The organism is Azospirillum formosense, assembly GCF_040500525.1.
Taxonomy (GTDB): Bacteria; Pseudomonadota; Alphaproteobacteria; order Azospirillales; family Azospirillaceae; genus Azospirillum; species Azospirillum formosense_A.
The window spans coordinates 54529-74069 of the sequence record NZ_CP159402.1 but is presented as its reverse complement, the minus strand read 5'-3'; the positions used below and the strand labels follow the sequence as shown (position 1 = coordinate 74069).

The following is a 19541-nucleotide window of genomic DNA, read 5'->3' as shown; positions in this document are numbered from 1 at the left end:
ATGGCCGCGTGCGTCCTGTAGGCTCCGCGCCATGGCTGACCACCCCACCAAACGGCGTTTTCCGCGAACCGGCTTGCGCGTCTCCGGACTGAAGGAGGCCGTGCGCAAAAAGGGTGGTCCGCGCCGGACGCGCCCGCCCGCGCTGGGCCGCCCGCGCCTGCGCCTGCCCATCGCGGCGGTGCTGGTGGCCGGCTTCGGCTCGCTGATGCTGCTGGCGGTGGCGAGCGTGCTCGTGCTCGGCCTCGTCAGCGCGAGCCGGAACACCTTCACGCTGCTGAACGACCGCGCCGACCTCGCCTTGTCGGGGGTGGAGGTGCGCATTCGCAACCAGCTCAACCCCGCGCGGGACATGGCCCGTTTCGTAGCCGGACTGATGGAGCGGGGGGAGCTGGACCCCGCCGATTCCCGCTCGCTCCAGGACACGCTGCGCGGCGCGCTGGCCGGGGCGCCGGACGTGACCGGCATCGCCTTCTTCCACCCCGACCGCACCGGCCTGCGCGCCGACCGGCTGGGCAACCAGCTCCACATCGGGCGGGAGGATCTGCGCCACGAGCCGGAACTGGGGCCGGAGCTGCGCAACGGCGCCGACCGCACCACCGCCGTCTGGGCCGACCCGCTGTGGTCGAAGGAGGCGGGGACCAGCTTCGTCACGCTGTTCCAGCCGGTTCGGCGCAACGGCACCTATCTGGGGCAGGTGGTCGTCGGCGTGTCGCTGGGCGACCTGTCGCGCTTCCTGTCCACGCTCTACGTGGAGCAGGGGCTGAACGCCTTCGTCCTGTTCGACCGGCAGCACGTGCTGGCCCACCCGTCGCTGGCCGGCATGAAGTTCGATTTCTCGACCAAGACCGACGGCCCGCCCCTGCCGCGCATCGATCAGGTGGCCGACCCGGCGCTGGCGGCGCTCTGGCAGACCGGCCAGCCGGTGGACGCCCTGAAGAAGCGGGTGGAGGGCCGGCTCGTCAACGTGCTGGACGAGGATTACCTGTTCCTGATGCGCAGCATGGCCGGCTACGGCCAGCAGGACTGGACCATCGGCATCAGCTTCCGCGCCAACGAGGCCAGCGCCGAGGTCCGCCGCCTCTACACCACCGGGCTGGCCGGGCTGGGCATCCTGCTGATCTCGGTGGCGGTGGCGCTGATCGTCGGGCGGCGCATCAGCACCCAGGTGGCCCATCTGGCCGAGGCCGCCGACCATGTCCGGACCTTCGACTTCCGCGCGATCGAGGAGCTTCCCGATTCGCGCCTGCGCGAGCTGGCCCGCGCCAACAGCGCCTTCAACGCCATGGTCGCCGGGCTGCGCTGGTTCGAGACCTATGTGCCGAAGGCGCTGGTGCTGCGGCTGATGCACCGCCGCGGCGGCCTGACCAGCTTCCAGTCGGAGGAGCGGGAGGTGACGGTGATGTTCACCGACATCCGCGGCTTCTCCCGCATGGCCGAGCATATGGGGGCCGCCGACACCGCCGCCCTGCTGAACGAGCATTTCACCCTGCTCGCCAACTGCATCGAGGCGGAGGGCGGCACGGTGGACAAGTTCATCGGCGACGCCATCATGGCCTTCTGGGGCGCGCCCGAGGAGCAGCCGGACCACGCCGCCCGCGCGCTGCGCGCCGCCCACGCCATCACCCGCGCCGTACGCGCGGGCAACCGCCGCCGCGCGGCGGAGGGGCTGCCGCCGATCCGCGTGCGCATCGGCCTGCATTCCGGGCCGGTGGTGGTGGGCAACATCGGGTCGGAAAGCCGGATCAACTACACGATCGTCGGCGACACCGTGAACGTCGCCGCCCGCATCGAGGAGCTGGCCTCCGCCCTTCAGGGGGACGAGGAGGTCATCGTCCTGTCCAGCGCCGCCACCGCCTTCCAGGGCGACGGCGCCGCCCCGCTGGACTGCGTCGGTGACCGCACGCTCCGCGGCCGCACCGGCACGACGGAGGTGTGGCGGGTCACGCTGGATGACGACGGCGGGGGAGATGGCGCGGGGGCGGTCCGCGAGGAGGAGAAGGCGTAGCGTGGGCTTGCCCCCGCCCCGGCCCTCCCCCGCCGGGCGGGAGAGGGTGCCTTATGCGAAGCCGCGGTCGTCCCCTCCCCCGCCCAGCGGGGGAGGGTTAGGGTGGGGACAAGTGGCTTCTACGCGTCCGCCAGCAGATCCCCGAACCCTTCCACCCGCTTCAGCATCGACTGGCGCAGCTTCAGCAGGGCGCGGTGTTCGAGCTGGCGCACCCGCTCCTTGCTCACCCCCAGTTCGCGGCCCAGCTGCTCCAGGGTGGCGCCCTCCTCGCGCAGGCGGCGTTCCTGGATGATGGTGCGTTCGCGCGGGCTGAGTTCGCCCAGCGCCTCGGCCAGCCATTGCGAGCGGGTGCGGCTGTCGCGCATGCCGATCACCACCTCCTCCGGCGAGGGGCGCTGGTCGGCCAGGAAATCCTGCCAATCCTCGTCGGAGCCGTCGGCGACCGGGGAGTTGAGCGACTGGTCGGAAGCGGACAGGCGCATTTCCATCGCCTCGACCTCGGTCACGTCGACCTGAAGCTCGCCGGCGATCCACTCCCGGCCTTCCTTGGTCAGGCCGTTGCCGGAGCCGGTGCCGCCCTGGCTGAGGCTCTCGATGCGGGCGCGCAGGCGGCGCAGGTTGAAGAACAGCGACTTCTGGGCGGCGGTGGTGCCGGTGCGGACGATGGACCAGTTGCGCAGGATGTAGTCCTGCATGGCCGAGCGGATCCACCAGGCCGCGTAGGTCGAGAAACGCACCTCGCGGTCGGGCTCGAAGCGGCTGGCCGCCTGCATCAGCCCGACATTGCCCTCCTGCACGAGGTCGCCCATGGGCAGGCCGTAGTTGCGGAATCGCGCGGCGGTCGCCACCACCAGCCGGGTGTAGGCGCGCACCAGCTCGTGGAGGGCCCGTTCGTCGCCGCCCTCGCGCCATTTGCGGGCCAGTTCGAATTCGTGGTCGCGCGTCAGCAGAGGCTCACGCATGGAGGCCTTGATGAAACTCAGATTCGCGCGCTGAGTCTCGGGATCGTCGATGTAAGCCATACGTCCCTTCCTTCCCATCTGGGCGGCCGCGTTTCAGGCTGCTTGTGCCCTGTGCTGCGGAGTCCGAAGGGACAGGCCCCCTCAGGTCCAATGGTCCGCCGGTTCACCAGGGCCGGTTCGCCTCGGATTGCCGACGGTTGGGACAACAGCCGTTCCCCTCGCCCTGTTGCACGTCTTACGCAGGACAAGACGTTTCGGATCATCCGCACCGGAAGGGATTCGGTGGCGGAGGCCGAAGGAATGGGTAGGACGGGTAGGAAAAAGGGAGATGGGTCAGACCTGGAACAGGTCCAGGATCTCACCCGAAGGCGACAGGCACCCACAAACGAGGTGCCCACCCAACCCGCAATTGCCGTCCAGGGTGGCCACGCGATCGGTCACCGCGACGCCCTTGCGGGCCGGGTCGTAGCCCCGCACGACGCGGGCGAAACCGCCGTAAGGCTCTGACATCTGGGCGAAACCGGGCGCCCCCCACCAGAAGGCGTCGCCCTGGTGGTTGAGCGGGCGGCGGGTGTCCACGCCGGCGCTGACCAGAAGCACGCCGCCCTCCCCCCGCTCGGGTCCGGTGCAGTAGGCGGCGCGGCGCAGGGTGTTGAACACATTTTCGTGACCGGGCTGCGCGTGCATCGCCTGACGCAGCCCCTGGGTCCAGCGGCCGAGCGTCATGGTGCCGCCGCGGGCCGCCGCCATGCCCTGCTCCACCGTGCCGCCATAGGCGGCCAGAGTGGTCCCCGCGCCGTGGCGGGTCATCCAGTCGAGCACCTGCTGCGGGTCGGGCGCGAACTGGAGCTGGAGCAGCTTGTGCCACATCTCCTCCTGCGCGCCGCGCAGATAGACGATGTCGCCGGCCTCCATGCCGCGCCAGCTGAGCAGCCAGGTGCGGAAGGCCAGCAGCGCGTCCACCGTCTCCAGCACCCGTTCGCCCCAGCCGACCATGTTGCCGAGATAGACGAGCCGGTCACCGGGCAGGAAACGCGCGGCGATCACCTCGTGCACGGCGTGGAGATGGTCCGTCTGGGCGTGGATCGAACCGACGGCCCAGATGCGCCGCGGGTTCCGAAGATCGATGAATTTCTGCGCTTCAGACATGCCGGAGACGCTCACCCCATCCAGCGGTCACGGACCGGCCACAGGAAGGCCGGGGGCGGGAGTGTAGGCGCCGCGCGGACCCGGCGAAAGACGAAAACTTAAGACAAAGGCGCGGCCAAAGCGCCGCGCCTTCATCATCAACATCACAATCCGGAACCGGTTCCCCTCCCCTGTTCCCGGAGAGGGCCCGGACGGCCGGTCAGGCGGCCTTCTTGAGGACCAGCTCCAGCCGCTCGGTGGCCTTGGTCTCGTCGATCTTCTCGACGGCGGCCAGCTCGCGGGCCAGACGCTCCAGGGCGGCCTGATAGATCTGGCGCTCGCTGTAGGACTGGTCGGACTGGTCGGCGCCGCGGTACAGGTCGCGCACGACCTCCGCGATGGCCACCGGGTCGCCCGAGTTGATCTTGGCCTCATACTCCTGGGCGCGGCGGCTCCACATCGTGCGGCGGACGCGCGAACGGCCCTGCAGCGTCTCCAGGGCGACCTTGATGCGGTCCTTCGTGCTGAGGCGGCGCAGGCCGGCGGCCTTGGCCTTGCCGACCGGAACCTTGAGCGTCATGCGCTCTTTTTCGAACGTGATCGCGTAGAGCTGAACATCCATGCCAGCGATGCTGTGGGTCTCGATTCCCTCGACCCGACCGACGCCATGGGCCGGGTAGACGACGAAGTCACCGGCCTCGAAGTCAAGCTTGTTCGACATTTGGGTTGGCTCTCACTTCTCGCGATCGCGCCATTTTGCCGCCCCGGTGGAGGGGGCGAAAAAGGCCCGGTGACAACGACACACCGTGGGGATGGGGTCCTCCACGCCGCGCACTGTTGCACTGAGCCCTTGGTCGATGGGAAATCCGGCAATGACGCTGAGGCCGGCTCCGGGCGCGTATTATAGCGATGTTACGGCCGGGTTACAAAGGCTACGCGCGGGCAGCCGTCCGGATTCTGACGTTGCCCGCCGATGGCCGACCTGTCGTTTTTGCATGGCGGCAAAAGCACGCCATGCACTGCAATAGTCCCGACTCCGCTTAGCCGCCGGCCTTCGGAGAGAAGAACTTGTCGAACTTGCCGTCCACGCCCTTCATGGCGTCGGCGTCGGGCAGCGCGTCCTTCTTGCGGGTCAGGTTGGGCCACTGCGCCGCGTAGTCGCGGTTCAGCTCCATCCACTTCTCCGCGCGGCCGTCGGTGTCCGGCACGATGGCCTCGGCCGGGCATTCCGGCTCGCACACGCCGCAGTCGATGCACTCATCCGGGTGGATGACCAGCATGTTCTCGCCCTCGTAGAAGCAATCCACGGGGCAGACCTCGACGCAATCGGTGTACTTGCACTTGATGCAGTCTTCCGTCACGACGTAGGGCATGATTCGTTCTCCGCTGTTCTCGCCAGTTCCGGCGGTGTTCACGCGCCGGGGTTCGAGTCGCTTCGATGGACGCTTCGACTGACGTGCTCGCGCGTGGGCGCGGTTCGAGGTCATGAAAGGACCATGGCCCGACCGCGGCGCTTGCCTAGCACGCCGCCCGAGACGGGATCAACCCCGCCGGTTGTGTGGGCGCATGCGACGCAGCCCCACCCTCCCTGCTCCCCTCCGCGACCGCCTCCAGGAAGGTGCGCAGCGCCACCGTCTCCATGGAATCCACCCGCCGGACGAAACGGGTGGGCATGCGGGCCAGTTCCGGCGGCAGCGGCCGGGCGGTGAACAGGCCGCGCCAGGGCTCCCGCTCCACCACGACGCGGGGCAGGACGGTGACGCCCATGCCGGCACCGACGCAGCCCAGGATGGCCTCCAGCGCCCCGAACTCCATCACCCGGTAGGGAACCCGCCCGGACTCGCGCATCGCCGTCTCCGCCCGCGCCCGGTAGGCGCAGCCGCGCCGGAAGGCCAGTAGGGTGTTCCGCCCGGACTCGCTGGTGATGCCGCTGGCCGGCTCGACCAGCACCAGCTCCTCCTCGAAGACGGGCCGGCTGACCAGTTCGGGATGCTCCACCGCCCCGGAGACGAAGGCGCCGTCGATGCGCCCGGCCAGCACCTCCCCCAGCATGGTTTCGGTGGGGCCGGGGACGATGGTCAGGTCGACGTCCGGATTCTCCGCGTGGAAGCGGGCGAGGATCGGCGGCAGACGCACGGCTGCGGTCGTCTCCATGGTGCCCACGGACAGCCGCCCGCCCCGCCCCGCCGCGTCGGCCACCGCGTCGCGCGCTTGGGCGACGAGGCGCAGCACCCGGTCGGCGTAGTCGGCGAGCACCCGCCCGGCCGGCGTCGGCGCCATGCCGCGGCTGAGCCGCAGGAACAGCGGCACGCCGAGGTCCTCCTCCAGCCGCTTCAGCCGCGCCGTCACGTTGGACTGGACGCAGTTCAGCGTCTCCGCCGCACGGCTGACGCTGCCGGTGTCCGCCACCGCCTTCACCACCCGCAGGCCCGCGAGGTCCATCGTCACCCTCCCCGATCCGGACGCCTTCCATCACTCACAGTGAAGCATAGCATCGAAACAAATCATTAGAAATGAGGGTTCCTCCGCGCGAGGATGGACGCACGCGAAAAAACGAGCCTGCGGGGGGAAGCCATGGTCCGGGTGCTGATCGGCGGCGTGCTGGTGCTGGTCATCTCCATGGGGGTGGGGCGCTTCGCCTTCACGCCGATCCTGCCGGCGATGCAGGCGGCGACCGGGCTGGGCGCCGACGCCGCGGGGCTGCTCGCCTCGCTGAACTATCTCGGCTACTTCCTGGGGGCGCTGGGCGCCGGGCTGGTGCCGCAGGGCGCGGCGCGCACCACCGTCTTCCGCACCGCGCTGATCGCCAGCGTCACCTCCACCGCCGGCATGGGCTTCACCGACGACATGGCGGCCTGGGCCGCGCTGCGCTTCGTCTCGGGACTGGCCAGCGCCGGCCTGTTCATCCTGGGCATCGCCATGACGCTGGACGCGCTGGCCCGCGCCGGGCGGGAGGCCTGGACCGGCTGGCTCTACACCGGCGTCGGCCTCGGCATCGCGTCGAGCGGCCTGTTCGTCGCCCTCATGGGCGACCGGCTGGGCTGGCGCGGCGACTGGCTGTGGCTGGGGCTGGCCTGCCTGGGCTTCGGCACCCTGTCCTGGCTGTGGGTGGGCGACCCGCCGCGCGAGCCCGGCCACACCGCCGCCCGATCCTCCGCCGGCCCGTCCGCCCGGCCCTCGGCGCCGATGATCCTGCTGACGCTGGCCTACTTCCTGGAGGGCGCCGGCTACATCGTCACCGGCACCTTCCTGGTCGCCATCCTGAAGACGATGCCGGAGACGGCGCCGCTCGGCGCCGCGGCCTGGATGGTCACCGGTCTGGCGGCCATGCCGTCGGGCATCGTCTGGGCGGCGGCGGGGCGGCGGCTCGGCCTCTGGCGGGCGCTGATCCTCGCCCATGTGGTGCAGGCGGTGGGCATCCTGCTGCCCATCACCGGGTCCCCGGCGGCCCTGCTGTCGGCGGTGCTGTTCGGCGGGACCTTCGTCGGCATCGTCACCCTGTCCTTCACGCTGGGCCGCCACCTGTCGGGCGGAGCGTCGGCCCGCGTCATCGGCGCGCTGACCGCGGTCTACGGGCTGGGGCAGATCATCGGGCCGGTGCCGGCCGGTCTGGTGGTGGCGCGCACCGGCCAGTTCGATTCCGCCCTGCTGGGCGCCGCCGCCGCGGTGCTGGCCGGCGCGCTCCTCCTCGCCGCCGGCGCCTGGATGGCCGGGCGGCGCGGCCCCGCCGCGGTTGCCCTGGGCGCCGGGCGGGGTTAGCCTTCCCGTCATGTTCGATCCGCTGCACCCCGAAGACTCCCGCCGCCACGCCCCCGCGACGGAGCGCAACCGCGCCCCCATCCTGGAGGTGCTCCGCCGCGTCCTGCCGCCGCGAGGCCTGGTTCTGGAGGTGGCGAGCGGCACCGGCCAGCACGCCGCCGCCTTCGCCGCGGCGCTCCCCGGCGTGACGTGGCAGCCGAGCGACCCCGACCCGGACCTGCGCGACAGCGTCCGCTCCTGGGCCGCCGCCGCGGCGCTGCCCAACCTGCGCGACCCGCTGGACCTCGACGCCGCCGCCGCCGATTGGCCGGTCGAGGCGGCCGACGCGGTGGTCTGCATCAACATGATCCACATCGCCCCGTGGGAGGCCGCGCTCGGCCTGTTCGCCGGAGCCGCCCGCCTTCTGCCGGTGAGGGCGCCGCTGCTGCTCTACGGCCCCTTCATGCGCGGCGGGCGGCACAGCGCGCCGAGCAACGCCGCCTTCGACGCCGACCTGAAGGCCCGCAACCCCGCCTGGGGCGTGCGCGACCCCGACGCGGTGGAGCGCGCCGCCGCCGGCTTCGCCCTCGCCGAGCTGGTGGAGATGCCCGCCAACAACCTGACCGTCGTCCTGCGCCGCCGCTGACCTCCCCGTCCGGTCTCCAATTCGGACCTCCCCGTAATTCGGACCACCCCGATCGGGGTGCGGTCTTCTGCCGCAGTTTTGCACCCGCGATATTTGCTATTGTTTCCCTGCAGCGCTTAAGTTTGTAAACAAATTACAAATTGGGGGAAATGATGAAGCGGAAGCTGGTTCCGGACGTGGTGAAGTCGCAGGAACTCATCCTGGTGACGGAGGACACCTCCGTCCTGACCGTGTCGAAGCTGATGGCGGAGAAGAACATCGGCGCCGTGCTGGTGGTGAACCACGGCGACCTCGTCGGGATCGTCACCGAGCGCGACCTGAACAACAAGGTGCTCTCCACCCAGATCGACGCCCTCGAGACCGAGGTGTCGGCGATCATGACCCGCAACCCGGACACCCTGCCGCCGGACGCGGACGCCATCGACGCGCTGACCCTGATGCAGTCCAAGCACTACCGCCACCTGCCGATCACCCAGGGCAAGCGCGCGGTGGGCATCGTCTCCATCCGCGACCTCTTCAAGCTCGCCTACGAGCATCTGGTGGAGGAGGTGGAGTTCCGCGACGGTCTGATGCGGACCTGATCCCCAAAAGCGGACGGGCCGCCCCCGGCGAAGGGGCGGCCCGTCGGAAGACCGGTTCAGGACGGCCGGAGCGTCAGTGCGCTTCGGCCTTCTTCCGTTTGCGGCGGGCGGCGGCCATCAGGTTCAGCGCCTCGACCAGCGTCGAGAAGGCGATGGCGAAGTACAGGTAGCCCTTCGGGATGTGGAAGCCGAAGCCGTCGGCGATCAGCGCCACGCCGACCAGCAGCAGGAAGGACAGGGCCAGCATCTTCACGGTGACGTGGCGGTTCACGAAGTCGCCCACCGGGCGAGCGGCGAACAGCATCACCGCCATGGCGATGACGACGGCGGTGACCATCACCGGCAGGTCGTTGGACATGCCGACCGCGGTGATCACGCTGTCCAGCGAGAAGACGATGTCCAGCACGATGATCTGCCCGACCACCGCGCCGAAGCTGGCGAGCTTGGGGGCGGCGCTGTCCTCCTCGTGGCCTTCCACGGTGTTGTGGATCTCGATGGTGCCCTTGGCCAGCAGGAACAGGCCGCCGCCGAGCAGGATCAGGTCGCGGCCCGAGAAGCCCATGCCGAGCACGGTGATCAGCGGTTCCGTCAGGGTCGCCACCCAGGAGATGGAGGCGAGCAGCGCGAGCCGCATCAGAAGCGCCAGCGCCAGACCGAGCTGCCGGGCCTTCTGCTGCTGGTGGACCGGCAGCTTGGCCGCCATGATCGAAATGAAGATGATGTTGTCGATGCCGAGCACGATCTCCAACGCGGTGAGCGTCAGGAGGCTGGCCCAGACCTGCGGGTCGGAGAACAGTTCGAGCATGAGGGCGGCGGGCTCCGAAAAAGTCGGCCGTTGCGGGATTATTTTGCGCAGATGATGTTGCGGCGCCCGAATGACAATGGCCCCGCCCGCGCTTCGCCGCCGCTTTCCCCGGCTGTTCCGGCTTACTCCTCTCCGTACAACTGGTCGAGCGCCCGGCGGTCGCGCTTGGTCGGGCGCCCGGCGCCGGGCTCACGCGGGGCCGGCGGCGCGCGGTAGGGGTCCTGGATCGCCTCCTCGCGCACCGGCGGGGCGAGGTCCTCGTAGAGGGCCTGCGCCTCCGGCGCCGGGCCGCGCCGGCTGCCGAGGGCGATCACCTTGATGACGCGGATGTGCCGCCCCTGGGCGAAGGTCAGCACGTCGCCGGGCTTCACCGCGTAATGCGCCTTGCCGACCACCGTGCCGGACACCCGCACCCCGCCGCCGTTGCACAGCTTCGCCGCGAGGCTGCGCGTCTTGAAGAAGCGCGCGAACCACAGCCACTTGTCGATCCGCAGCCGGCCCGCCGGGGTGGGGTCGGAGCCGGAGTCGGGGAGATCGTCGTCGTCGTCGAGGTCGGTCATGCGGGACCCCCACCCTCCCGCGCTGCGCGGGAGAGGGAAAATTTGCGAAGTCCCCTCCCTCGCCGAAGGCGGGGGAGGGTTAGGGAGGGGGCAACAGCAAATATTTTCATCCAATTCCCGAAAGCTGGCGCAGCTTGGCGAAGGGGTGGTCGGCGTTGACGGGGGCCTCGCGGCGGGGCTTGTGGCGCGGGTTGCGGCGGCGGCGCCAGGAAACCGCTCCATCCTCCGCCACCGAGCGGGTGTAGCCAAGCCCCTTCATCACCGCCCCCAGCTCGTCCGGCCTGGCGCCGATCATCTGGGCCAGCGCCGGCTCGGCCACCGTCCGGTTCTCCTTGGCGGCGGTCAGAAGCTCGGTCTCCAGCCGGTCGAGCATGTCCACCCGCAGCGCCCGCGGCCCCGCCGCCGGGTAGCCGATGGCCTCCCAGAAGGCGGGCGGCGCGCCGGTGGCCTCCACCGAGACGCGGCCCGGCGGCGGGATCGGCACCGGCAGGGTCAGCCGGTTCTTCACCGCCCACAGCAGCCCGCGCAGTTCCACCGCCCCCGGCTTGGCGAGCGCGGTCAGGTAGAGATGCGACACGCCAAGCCGCACACCGTGGCGGGACAGCGCCTTGCGGTCGGCCTTCTCCAGCCCATCCACGAGCGGGGCGACCGGCGCGCGGGGCATCGCCCCCATGTTCTCGACGAGCTGGAAGGCCAGACCACGCGCCGTTCCCGTCAGATCGGTCGCATCGCGCAGCGCCAGCAGGGGGCGCAGCCGGGCGGCGACGCGGTCCTTCAGCCAGCGCTCCAAGCGGACGCGCACGCGGTCGAGTTGACCCTGGTCGAGCAGCCCCTCGTCGAAGGGCAGAACCGCCGGGGTCAGCACCGACGGGCCGGGGCCGAGCCGGGCCACCGGCAGCCCGTCGGCCGTCAGCACCCCGTCCGGTCCCAGGGCGAACACGTCGTCCGGCTCCTGCTCGAAAGCGCGCAGGCGGGACGCCACCTCCTCGCGCAGCGCGCGGCGGGCGGCGGTCAGCAGGGACTTGGCCTCCTCCGAGCGCTCCGGGGCGTCGGGGACGAAGCGGAAGCCCTCCAGCCGGCCCACCGGGTGGCCCTCCACCACCACCTCGCCGTCGGCGCGCACGCCGCCGATCAGGTCCCGCCCGTCCTTCAGCGTGCGGACCAGCGTGGCCGAGCGGCGGTCGATGAAGCGCTGCGTCAGCCGCTCGTGCAGGGCGTCGGACAGCTTGTCCTCGATGGCGCGGGTGCGCGCCTGCCAGTGCACCGGGTCGGTCAGCCAGGAGGGACGGTTGGAGATGTAGGTCCAGGTGCGGATGTGGGCGATGCGGGCGACCAGCGCGTCGATGTCGCCCTCGGTGCGGTCGAGCCGGGCGATCTGCTTGGCCGCCCAATCCTCGTCCAGCCGCCCGATGCCGGTGCGCAGCTGCCGGAAGATCTGCCCGAGCAGCCGGGTGTGGGCGTCCGACAGCACCTTGCGGAAGTCGGGGACTTGGCAGACCTCCCAGAGCAGGCGCACGTTGTCGCGGCCCTTGGCGAGATCCATCACCTCATGGTCGCGGACCAGCGCCTGGAGCGCCAGATGGTCGTCGGCGTCGCGGGCGCGCAGCAGCTCGGGGATCGGCGGGCGCTCCTCCAGCGACTTCAGCAGGAAGCCCGGCGTGTCGAAGCGCAGCTTGCTGTTGCGCCACATCAGCGTCTTGATCGTCTCGAACTGGTGGTTCTCGACGCGGTCGACCACATCGGCCTCCAGCTCCCCCACCTCGTCGGTGGTGCCGAAGGTGCCGTCGCGCATGTGCCGCCCGGCGCGCCCGGCGATCTGCGCCACCTCCGGCGCGCGCAGGCGGCGCGGGGCGAAGCCGTCGAACTTCACGATGCGGGCGAAGGCGACATGGTCGACGTCCATGTTCAGCCCCATGCCGATGGCGTCGGTCGCCACCAGATAGTCGACCTCCCCCGCCTGGTAGAGCCCGACCTGGGCGTTGCGGGTGCGCGGGGACAGCGCGCCCAGCACCACCGCTGTGCCGCCGCGCTGGCGCCGGATCATCTCGGCCAGCGCGTAGACGTCGGTCGCCGAGAAGGCGACGACGCAGGAGCGCGGCGGCAGGCGCGTCAGCTTGCGGTAGCCGGCGTAGGTCAGCTGCGAGAAGCGCGGCCGACTGATGAACTCGGCGCGCGGCACCAGCCGGCGGATCAGCGGCTGCACCGTGTCGGAGCCGAGGAACATCGTCTCGACCAGCCCGCGCGCGTTGAGCAGCCGGTCGGTGAAGATGTGCCCGCGCTCCGGATCGGCGCAGAGCTGCACCTCGTCCACCGCCAGGAAGTCCACCGCCCGGTCGAGCGGCATGGATTCCACCGTGCACACCCAGTAGGACGGGCTGGGCGGCAGGATCTTTTCCTCCCCCGTCACCAGGGCGACGGCGTTCCTGCCCTTGATCGACACGATGCGGTCGTAGTTCTCGCGGGCCAGCAGGCGCAGCGGAAAGCCGATCATCCCCGTCCGGTGGCCGAGCATGCGCTCGATGGCGAGATGGGTTTTCCCGGTGTTGGTCGGCCCCAGCACGGCGACCACCCGGCCACCCGCACCCAGACCGCCCCCGGACGAAGAAAGGACAGAGGTCATAAGCGTAAGTTTTGGGCCTGGGGACCGGCAATGCAAGCGTCAGGGCGGCCGTGCCGTGCCGCAACGCCCATCCGGGACCGAACTCTTTCGGAAACGGTATAAAACCTCGGGCCGATGGACGGGCGCCGGTTATCCCGTCTACCCTGGCGCGCTCCACCCTAAGGGATTCCTCATGCGCCGTCTTCCCGCCCGTCCGCTCGCCGCCGCGCTGATGCTCGCAACCCTGGCGCTGCCGCCCGCCGCCGCCCGCGCGGAAGCGCCCCCGGTGACCGAGGATGGGGCCAGGGCGCTCGCCGCCGCGCTGAAGGACGGGCTGGCCCGCTGGTTCCCCAAGAGCGGGGAGGACGCGACCGAGCTGCGCTGGACCGGCGAGCCGGTGGCGACCCCGGCCGGCGACCATTACAAGGTGGCGCTTCCCGCCCTGACTGCGGTGTCGGACGACGGCACCACCGCCGACATCGGCACCATCCACCTGACGGTGAAACCCCAGGACGGCAACACCCACGCCGTCACCGCCACCTTGCCCGACCGCGTCGCCATCCTCGACAACGGCAAGCCGTCGGCCACCGTCAAGCTGGGCCGCCAGCGCATCAGCGCCCTGTGGTCCGGCGCCTACGAGACGGCGCTGTCCATGGACGCGGAGCTTGGCGACCTGTCGGTCACCAGCGACCGCAAGGGCAAGAAGGGCAAGAAGGACGAGAGCGCCCTGACCGTCGGCGCCATCACCGTCGCCGGGGAGCTGAAACCGGACGGCACCGCCGCCGCCGGCACCCCGCTGTGGAGCGGCCCGGGCGCCCTGTCCGTCAGCAACCTGCGCTTCCTCGACGAGACGAAGAAAGAGGTGCTGAACCTCGGCGGCCTGACGATGGAAGGCACCTACACCCGCGTCGACCTCGCCCGCGCCGACGCCATGCAGCGGCTGACCCAGACCCACGCCCTGGCCGGCACCCAGCCGCCGGCGGCGGAGCTGATCCCGCTGATGCAGAACCTGATGGGCGGCGCCAGCGGGCGCGTCCGCCTGTCCGGACTGACCGCCCTGAACCCGGAGGACGGCACCCGCCTCGCCCTCGGCCAGCTCGTCCTGCGCGGCAGCGCCGAGGACCTGGACAAGCCGATGGCCTCCACCACCTTCGGGATCGAGTCCAGCGGCCTGACGCTGGAGCCGGAGGTGGCCCCGAAGGCCTTCATGCCGGACAAGCTGGACATCCAGATCAGCACCGCGAAGCTGCCGACCGCCTCGCTGTGGCGGGCCTTCGCCGACCTCGCCACGCTCGCCGAATCCCAGGCCGCCGCCGGTGAGGAGGATAAGGAAGAGGGTGAGGGCGAGGAGGAAGCCGCCCTGCCGGACGAAGGGGCCGACGACGGGACCGACGAGGCGGCGGTGGCCGCCATCGGCAACCGGCTGATGGGCGCCATGGCCGAGGTCGGGACGGAGCTGCGCATCGACCGCTTCGTCGTCAACACCCCGGCGGCCTCCGGCACCATGACGGGCGCCATGCGCATGGCCGCCAACTCCGCCTTCGGCGCGGTGGGCAGCAGCACCGTGCTGCTGCGCGGGCTGGACGCGGCGACCAAGGCGATGCAGCCCAAGCCGGGCAAGAAGGCCGACGAGAGCACCCAGAACGCGCTGGGCGTGATCGCCATGCTCCAGGCCTTCGGGCAGGCGTCCAAGGACGACGCCGGCAACGACGTGCGCAGCTACAAGATCGACGTGACCGACACCGGCCAGTTCCTGCTGAACGGGGCGGACATGAGCGCGCTGATGGGCATGGGCCAGCCGGCGCTGGAGCCGGAGCCGGAACCGACCCTGGGCAAGAAGCGCTGAGGCTTTGGGGGCGGGTTGCCCCCACCCTTCCCGCTTCGCGGGCCCCTTCCCTCCCCCGCTGCGCAGGAGAGGGAGTTCATCCCCTCCCCTGCGTTAGCGGGGGAGGGTCAGGGAGGGGGCAATACTCCCCCAAACCCACCACTCCGGTTGCGAAACTCCCGCACGACGCCAGCCCATCGCTCTTGCATGGAGCGGCGCGCTCGCACATATCTGCGCCGTCCTTCGGACCCATCGGCAAGCCCATCACCAACAAGAACGATCAAGGATGACACCATGACCGAGGAACGGCTCAGCTTCCAGGCCGAGGTCAGCCGCCTGCTCGACATCGTCGCGCACTCGCTCTACAGCGAGAAGGAAGTCTTCCTGCGCGAGCTGGTCTCCAACGCCTCCGACGCCTGCGACCGGCTGCGCTACGCCGCGCTGACGCAGCCCGAACTGTCCGCCGACGACCCGAACCTGAAGGTCCGGCTGATCGTGGACAAGGAGGCGCGGACCCTCACCGTGGCCGACAACGGCATCGGCATGAACCGCGAGGATCTGGTCGAGAACCTCGGCACCATCGCGCGCTCCGGCACCGCCGCCTTCATGCGCAACCTGAAGGAGAACGCCAAGGACGGGGCCAAGGAGGGCGACGCCAAGAAGGACGTCAACCTGATCGGCCAGTTCGGCGTCGGCTTCTACTCCGCCTTCATGGTCGCCGACCGGGTGGAGGTGCTGACCCGCAAAGCGGGCGAGACTCAGGGCTGGCGCTGGCTGTCGGACGGCAAGGGCGAGTTCACCATCTCCGACGTGGCCGACCTGCCGCGCGGCACGCAGATCCGGCTGCACCTGCGCGAGGGCGACGACGAGTATCTGGAGGAGCACCGCCTCTCCGCCATCGTCCGCAAATACTCCGACCACATCGCCATCCCGATCCTCTTCGGGGAGGGCGAGGACGCCAAGTCGCTGAACAGCGCGTCGGCCCTGTGGATGCGCTCCAAGAACGAGATCACGGCGGAGCAGTACACGGAGTTCTACCACCATGTCGGGCACGCCTTCGACGATCCGTGGCTGACCCTGCACTGGCGGGCCGAGGGCGCCATCGAATACACGAACCTGCTGTTCGTGCCGTCCTCCAAGCCGTTCGACCTGTTCGACCCCAAGCGCGCCCACCGGGTGAAGCTGTACGTCAAGCGCGTCTTCATCACCGATTCGGCGGAAGGGCTGCTGCCGCCCTACCTGCGCTTCCTGCGCGGCGTGGTGGACAGCGAGGACCTGCCGCTGAACATCAGCCGCGAGATGCTCCAGCACAACCCGATGCTGGCCAAGATCCGCGCCGGCATCACCCGCCGCGTCCTGTCGGAGCTGGGCAAGAAGGCCCGCGACACCGAGAAGGCGGAGGAATACGCGGCCTTCTGGGAGAATTTCGGCGCCGTCCTCAAGGAAGGCCTCTACGACGACTACGAGCACCGGGACGATCTGCTGAAGCTGATGCGCTTCCGCAGCACCGCCGGTGACGGTCTGGTCTCGCTGGAGGAGTATCTGGGTCGCATGAAGGAGGGCCAGGAGGCCATCTTCACCATCAGCGGCGACGACATCGAGACGCTGAAGCGCAGCCCGCAGCTCGAAGGCTTCAAGGCCAAGGGCGTGGAGGTGCTTCTGCTGACCGACCCGGTGGACGAGTTCTGGGTGCCGTCGGTCGGCAGCTTCCAGGATAAGCCCTTCAAGTCGGTGACCCGCGGCGGCGCCGACCTCGGCAAGATCCAGGGCGGCGAGGAGAAGCCCGCCGAGGAGAAGGCCTCCGAAGGCGAGCTGACCGACCTGCTGGCCCTGCTGAAGCTGACGCTCCAGGACGCCGTCAAGGACGTCCGCCCGTCGGAGCGCCTGACCGACAGCGCCGTCTGCCTCGTCGCCGACGAGAACGACATGGACATGCATCTGGAGCGCCTGCTGAAGCAGCACAAGCAGCTCGGCATGGACGCCCCGGCGGCCAAGCGCATCCTGGAGGTCAACCCCGCCCACCCGCTGATCAAGCGCCTCGCCGAGCGCGCCAAGGCGAGCGGCGCGGCGACCTCGCTGGACGACGCGGCGTGGCTGCTGCTCGACCAGGCGCGCATCGTGGAAGGCGAAGCCCTGCCCGACCCCGCCGCCTTCGCCCGCCGTCTCGCGAGCGCGATGGAGAAGGGGCTGGCGTAAGGCCCCGTTGCCCCCTCCCTAACCCTCCCCCGCTAGCGCAGGGGAGGGGACTTTTCTCCCTCCCCTGCGAAGCGGGGGAGGGCCGGGGTGGGGGCAACGCTACCCGCCCACCCGCTCCGCCGGGAAGACCAGCGTCATGGTGGTGCCGCGGTCGGGGGCGGTGTCGATGTCCAGCCTTCCCCCGTGAAGCTCCACCAGCCGCTTGGTCAGGGGCAGGCCGAGGCCGGTGCCGATGTGGTTGCGGCCCAGCGCGCTGTCGATTTGGCCCCAGGGCTCCAGCGCCTTTTCCAGCTCGTCGGCGGTCATGCCGATGCCGGTGTCGTGCACCGACAGGCACAGCGTCCCGTCCGCCGCCACGCGCCCGTTCAGGGTGACCACACCGTCGGGCGGCGTGAACTTCACCGCGTTGGACAGCAGGTTCAGCAGCATCTGCCGCAGCTTGCGCTCGTCGGCGCGCAGCGGCGGCAGGTCGGCCGGCAGCTCCGTGTCGATGCCGACCCCGGCCCGACCGGCGCGGTCGGACAGCAGGCGGGCGCTGCCCATGGCGACGCGCGGCACGTCCACCAGGGATTCGGCCAATTCCAGCCGCCCGGCCTCGGCCTTCGACAGGTCGAGCAGGTCGTTGATGAGATCCATCAGGTGACGGCCGCTTTCCGCGATGTCGCGGGCGTAGTCGCGGTAGAGCGGGTTGGCGATCGGCCCCAGGACCTCCTGTTCCAGCAGCTCAGCGAAGCCCATCATGGCGTTCAGCGGGGTGCGGATCTCATGGCTCATGCAGGCGAAGAAGGCGGTCTTGGCCCGGTTGGCGCGCTCCGCGGCGCGGCGGGCCTCGTCGAGCTGGCGGGTCCGCTGGATGATCTGCTCGTCCGTCCGCGCCAGCAGGGCCACCCCCGATCCGATGCCGAGGTAACGCCCCTTCTCCAGCACGACGAAGCCGGAGGCCAGCGCGCCGGGGCTGCCCTGGATGATGCCCCGCGCGACCTCGCAGAGCGGAAGGTCCGCCTCGACCAGCAGCGGCGCCGGGTCCATGGCCGTCCGCGCCGGCGCCTCCGGGTCGGCCAGCCCCGCCAGCGCCAAGCGGTCCACCAGCCCCAGAACGCGCCCGTCCTCCGCCGTCACGGCGAGCGCCGGCAGACCGGGTTGGGCGGCCAGCCGGTCCCGCAGGGTGCGGCAGGGCGTGTCCGGCCCGACGGACGGCTCACGGACGGCCAGCAGGCCCGCGACCAGGACAGGCGCGGCCTCCGTTTCCGGCGTGCCGCTGGAGGCGGGACTGGTCGGATCGGGATCGAGCACGGGGTGATACAGCCTCGTCTGTCGGATGGGACGGTCGGTCCGGAACGGAAACGGCCCCGGACCCTCCATTCTGTCAGACGTTCGTTTGCAATTGGTTGCCGCGTCAAACGGTCCCGGCCACCGGCGCCGGATTTTGCGGGGCGCCGCCGGCACCCGTTCCACCGGCCCCCGTTCCACCGGTCGCCGTGACCTGGACGTCCACCGTCATGCCGAGGAAATCGGCCGGCGCCCCGGTCCAGGAGCCGCCGAGCGGCACCGCCTGCGAGGGGTCGCGGGCGACGGCGACGCGGATCAGGTTCTTGCCGCCGATGATGCCGTTGGTCGGGTCGAACTCCACCCAGCCGCAGCCCGGCAAATAGATTTCCACCCAGGCGTGGGTCGCCCCGCCGCCGGTCATCGCCCCCTCCTGCCCATCCCGCGCGGGATCGTAGAGGTAGCCCGACACGAAGCGCGCCGCGAAGCCCAGCGAGCGCACCGCCTCCATCATCAGGAGCGCGAAGTCGCGGCAGGAGCCGCTCTTCAGCGTCAGGGTGTCGACCGGGCTCTGGGTGCCTTCCAGATCCCGGGCCTGATAGGTGAAGGTGTCCTTGATGGCGCGGGTCATCGACACCAGCATGTCCTGCGTGTCGGGCGGCCCGCCCTCGCCCAGCGTCACGAATTGCCGCGCCCATTCGTCCACCAGATGGTCGGGGTCCGGGTAGTGCCGCTGGGTGGTCAGCGCCAGATCCGGCACCTCCTCCGCGGAGTAGCTGAAGGGATAGGAGCGCGCGTAGTCCTCGATGGGAAATTCCAGCTCGCCCATCGGGTAGTGATCGACCCGGATGTGGCTTTCGAAGCGCAGCTCCGTCGCCGGCTGGTCGAAGCTCGCCACCGCGATGGAGTTGCCGAAGACATCGTGGAGCCAGCGCACGGAGGCCGGCGGCGGGCTGATCACCAGACCCGTCTCGATCAACCGCAGATCGTGGCTGTCGCGGGGCCGGAACATCAGGCGATGGTCGCCGAAGGTCACCGGGTTGGCGTAGCGGTAGGTGGTGGTGTGGTGGATGTCCAGGGTCATCATGGCGCGCGCCCTTTCCGTAAGCCGACACCAAACGTCGGCGTTTGTGAATGGTTCCGAATCACAGTATGGTGCTCGGGCTTTTGGGTGGCCGTGCCGGGGAGGGACGGCGGCCAACGCGCGGCCAGGGCCACAGGTGCCAAGCC

At 70.4% G+C, this 19541-nt stretch carries 16 protein-coding genes; 6 read left to right on the top strand and 10 right to left on the bottom strand.

Annotated elements, in window-relative coordinates:
* Positions 1-100 precede the first annotated feature (100 nt).
* Positions 101-2005: an adenylate/guanylate cyclase domain-containing protein gene (locus tag ABVN73_RS00340; RefSeq protein ID WP_353858427.1), complete on the top strand. Its 1905-nt coding sequence runs from the start codon at positions 101-103 to the stop codon at positions 2003-2005.
* A gap of 119 nt (positions 2006-2124) precedes the next feature.
* On the opposite strand, the gene ABVN73_RS00335 is transcribed toward ABVN73_RS00340, so the two are convergent.
* The 5 genes from ABVN73_RS00335 to ABVN73_RS00315 all read right to left on the bottom strand — a co-directional run bounded on the left by ABVN73_RS00335 (position 2125) and on the right by ABVN73_RS00315 (position 6537).
* On the bottom strand, positions 2125-3027 hold the full coding sequence (locus tag ABVN73_RS00335; RefSeq protein ID WP_353858426.1) for an RNA polymerase factor sigma-32: 903 nt from the start codon (positions 3025-3027) through the stop codon (positions 2125-2127).
* A gap of 273 nt (positions 3028-3300) precedes the next feature.
* Complete coding sequence (locus ABVN73_RS00330; RefSeq protein WP_353858425.1) at positions 3301-4116, bottom strand: hypothetical protein; 816 nt, start codon at positions 4114-4116, stop codon at positions 3301-3303.
* Positions 4117-4315: 199 nt separating this feature from the next.
* A complete protein-coding gene (locus ABVN73_RS00325) occupies positions 4316-4816 on the bottom strand; it encodes a CarD family transcriptional regulator (protein ID WP_014238739.1) in 501 nt (166 codons plus the stop codon).
* A gap of 319 nt (positions 4817-5135) precedes the next feature.
* Positions 5136-5468 carry a ferredoxin FdxA gene (gene fdxA, locus ABVN73_RS00320; RefSeq protein WP_014238741.1) on the bottom strand — a complete coding sequence of 111 codons (333 nt, stop codon included), beginning with the start codon at positions 5466-5468 and terminating at the stop codon, positions 5136-5138.
* Between the two features lie 145 nt (positions 5469-5613).
* The gene (locus ABVN73_RS00315; RefSeq protein WP_353858424.1) at positions 5614-6537 is read right to left on the bottom strand and encodes a LysR substrate-binding domain-containing protein; all 924 of its coding nucleotides are present in this window, start codon (positions 6535-6537) and stop codon (positions 5614-5616) included.
* Between the two features lie 132 nt (positions 6538-6669).
* On the opposite strand from ABVN73_RS00315, the gene ABVN73_RS00310 reads away from it, so the two are divergent.
* The 3 genes from ABVN73_RS00310 (at position 6670) to ABVN73_RS00300 (ending at position 9060) form a co-directional block, all read left to right on the top strand.
* Positions 6670-7854 carry a YbfB/YjiJ family MFS transporter gene (locus tag ABVN73_RS00310; RefSeq protein WP_353858423.1) on the top strand — a complete coding sequence of 395 codons (1185 nt, stop codon included), beginning with the start codon at positions 6670-6672 and terminating at the stop codon, positions 7852-7854.
* A 10-nt stretch (positions 7855-7864) separates the two neighbouring features.
* On the top strand, positions 7865-8479 hold the full coding sequence (locus ABVN73_RS00305; RefSeq protein WP_353858422.1) for a DUF938 domain-containing protein: 615 nt from the start codon (positions 7865-7867) through the stop codon (positions 8477-8479).
* A gap of 149 nt (positions 8480-8628) precedes the next feature.
* Complete coding sequence (locus tag ABVN73_RS00300; protein ID WP_353858421.1) at positions 8629-9060, top strand: CBS domain-containing protein; 432 nt, start codon at positions 8629-8631, stop codon at positions 9058-9060.
* Between the two features lie 73 nt (positions 9061-9133).
* On the opposite strand, the gene ABVN73_RS00295 is transcribed toward ABVN73_RS00300, so the two are convergent.
* The 3 genes from ABVN73_RS00295 to ABVN73_RS00285 form a co-directional block, all read right to left on the bottom strand.
* Positions 9134-9865: a TerC family protein gene (locus tag ABVN73_RS00295; RefSeq protein ID WP_145701400.1), complete on the bottom strand. Its 732-nt coding sequence runs from the start codon at positions 9863-9865 to the stop codon at positions 9134-9136.
* 122 nt (positions 9866-9987) lie between these two features.
* Positions 9988-10425 (bottom strand): RNA-binding S4 domain-containing protein, encoded by a 438-nt coding sequence (locus ABVN73_RS00290; protein WP_353858420.1) that lies wholly within the window; start codon positions 10423-10425, stop codon positions 9988-9990.
* Positions 10426-10531: 106 nt separating this feature from the next.
* Positions 10532-13045, bottom strand: a complete 2514-nt coding sequence (locus ABVN73_RS00285) for a helicase-related protein (RefSeq protein WP_353858419.1) — start codon at positions 13043-13045, stop codon at positions 10532-10534.
* 172 nt (positions 13046-13217) lie between these two features.
* Here ABVN73_RS00285 and ABVN73_RS00280 point away from each other — a divergent pair, with 172 nt between their 5' ends.
* Together ABVN73_RS00280 and htpG are read left to right on the top strand one after the other, a co-directional pair.
* On the top strand, positions 13218-14870 hold the full coding sequence (locus tag ABVN73_RS00280; protein ID WP_353858418.1) for a hypothetical protein: 1653 nt from the start codon (positions 13218-13220) through the stop codon (positions 14868-14870).
* Positions 14871-15143: 273 nt separating this feature from the next.
* A complete protein-coding gene (gene htpG / locus ABVN73_RS00275; RefSeq protein WP_353858417.1) occupies positions 15144-17045 on the top strand; it encodes a molecular chaperone HtpG in 1902 nt (633 codons plus the stop codon).
* Between the two features lie 99 nt (positions 17046-17144).
* Here the strand turns inward: htpG and ABVN73_RS00270 are convergent, their stop codons facing one another.
* Together ABVN73_RS00270 and ABVN73_RS00265 are read right to left on the bottom strand one after the other, a co-directional pair.
* A complete protein-coding gene (locus tag ABVN73_RS00270) occupies positions 17145-18338 on the bottom strand; it encodes an ATP-binding protein (protein ID WP_353858416.1) in 1194 nt (397 codons plus the stop codon).
* A 103-nt stretch (positions 18339-18441) separates the two neighbouring features.
* The gene (locus ABVN73_RS00265) at positions 18442-19398 is read right to left on the bottom strand and encodes a transglutaminase family protein (protein ID WP_353858415.1); all 957 of its coding nucleotides are present in this window, start codon (positions 19396-19398) and stop codon (positions 18442-18444) included.
* Positions 19399-19541 lie beyond the last annotated feature (143 nt).

Bases quoted from the DNA above. Each gene is read 5' to 3' on its own strand.
- ABVN73_RS00335 (WP_353858426.1), bottom strand. From the start codon at position 3,027: ATGGCTTACATCGACGATCCCGAGACTCAGCGCGCGAATCTGAGTTTC.
- ABVN73_RS00330 (WP_353858425.1), bottom strand. From the start codon at position 4,116: ATGTCTGAAGCGCAGAAATTCATCGATCTTCGGAACCCGCGGCGCATC.
- ABVN73_RS00325 (WP_014238739.1), bottom strand. From the start codon at position 4,816: ATGTCGAACAAGCTTGACTTCGAGGCCGGTGACTTCGTCGTCTACCCG.
- fdxA (WP_014238741.1), bottom strand. From the start codon at position 5,468: ATGCCCTACGTCGTGACGGAAGACTGCATCAAGTGCAAGTACACCGAT.
- ABVN73_RS00315 (WP_353858424.1), bottom strand. From the start codon at position 6,537: ATGGACCTCGCGGGCCTGCGGGTGGTGAAGGCGGTGGCGGACACCGGC.
- ABVN73_RS00310 (WP_353858423.1), top strand. From the start codon at position 6,670: ATGGTCCGGGTGCTGATCGGCGGCGTGCTGGTGCTGGTCATCTCCATG.
- ABVN73_RS00305 (WP_353858422.1), top strand. From the start codon at position 7,865: ATGTTCGATCCGCTGCACCCCGAAGACTCCCGCCGCCACGCCCCCGCG.
- ABVN73_RS00300 (WP_353858421.1), top strand. From the start codon at position 8,629: ATGATGAAGCGGAAGCTGGTTCCGGACGTGGTGAAGTCGCAGGAACTC.
- ABVN73_RS00295 (WP_145701400.1), bottom strand. From the start codon at position 9,865: ATGCTCGAACTGTTCTCCGACCCGCAGGTCTGGGCCAGCCTCCTGACG.
- ABVN73_RS00290 (WP_353858420.1), bottom strand. From the start codon at position 10,425: ATGACCGACCTCGACGACGACGACGATCTCCCCGACTCCGGCTCCGAC.
- ABVN73_RS00285 (WP_353858419.1), bottom strand. From the start codon at position 13,045: ATGACCTCTGTCCTTTCTTCGTCCGGGGGCGGTCTGGGTGCGGGTGGC.
- ABVN73_RS00280 (WP_353858418.1), top strand. From the start codon at position 13,218: ATGCGCCGTCTTCCCGCCCGTCCGCTCGCCGCCGCGCTGATGCTCGCA.
- htpG (WP_353858417.1), top strand. From the start codon at position 15,144: ATGACCGAGGAACGGCTCAGCTTCCAGGCCGAGGTCAGCCGCCTGCTC.
- ABVN73_RS00265 (WP_353858415.1), bottom strand. From the start codon at position 19,398: ATGATGACCCTGGACATCCACCACACCACCACCTACCGCTACGCCAAC.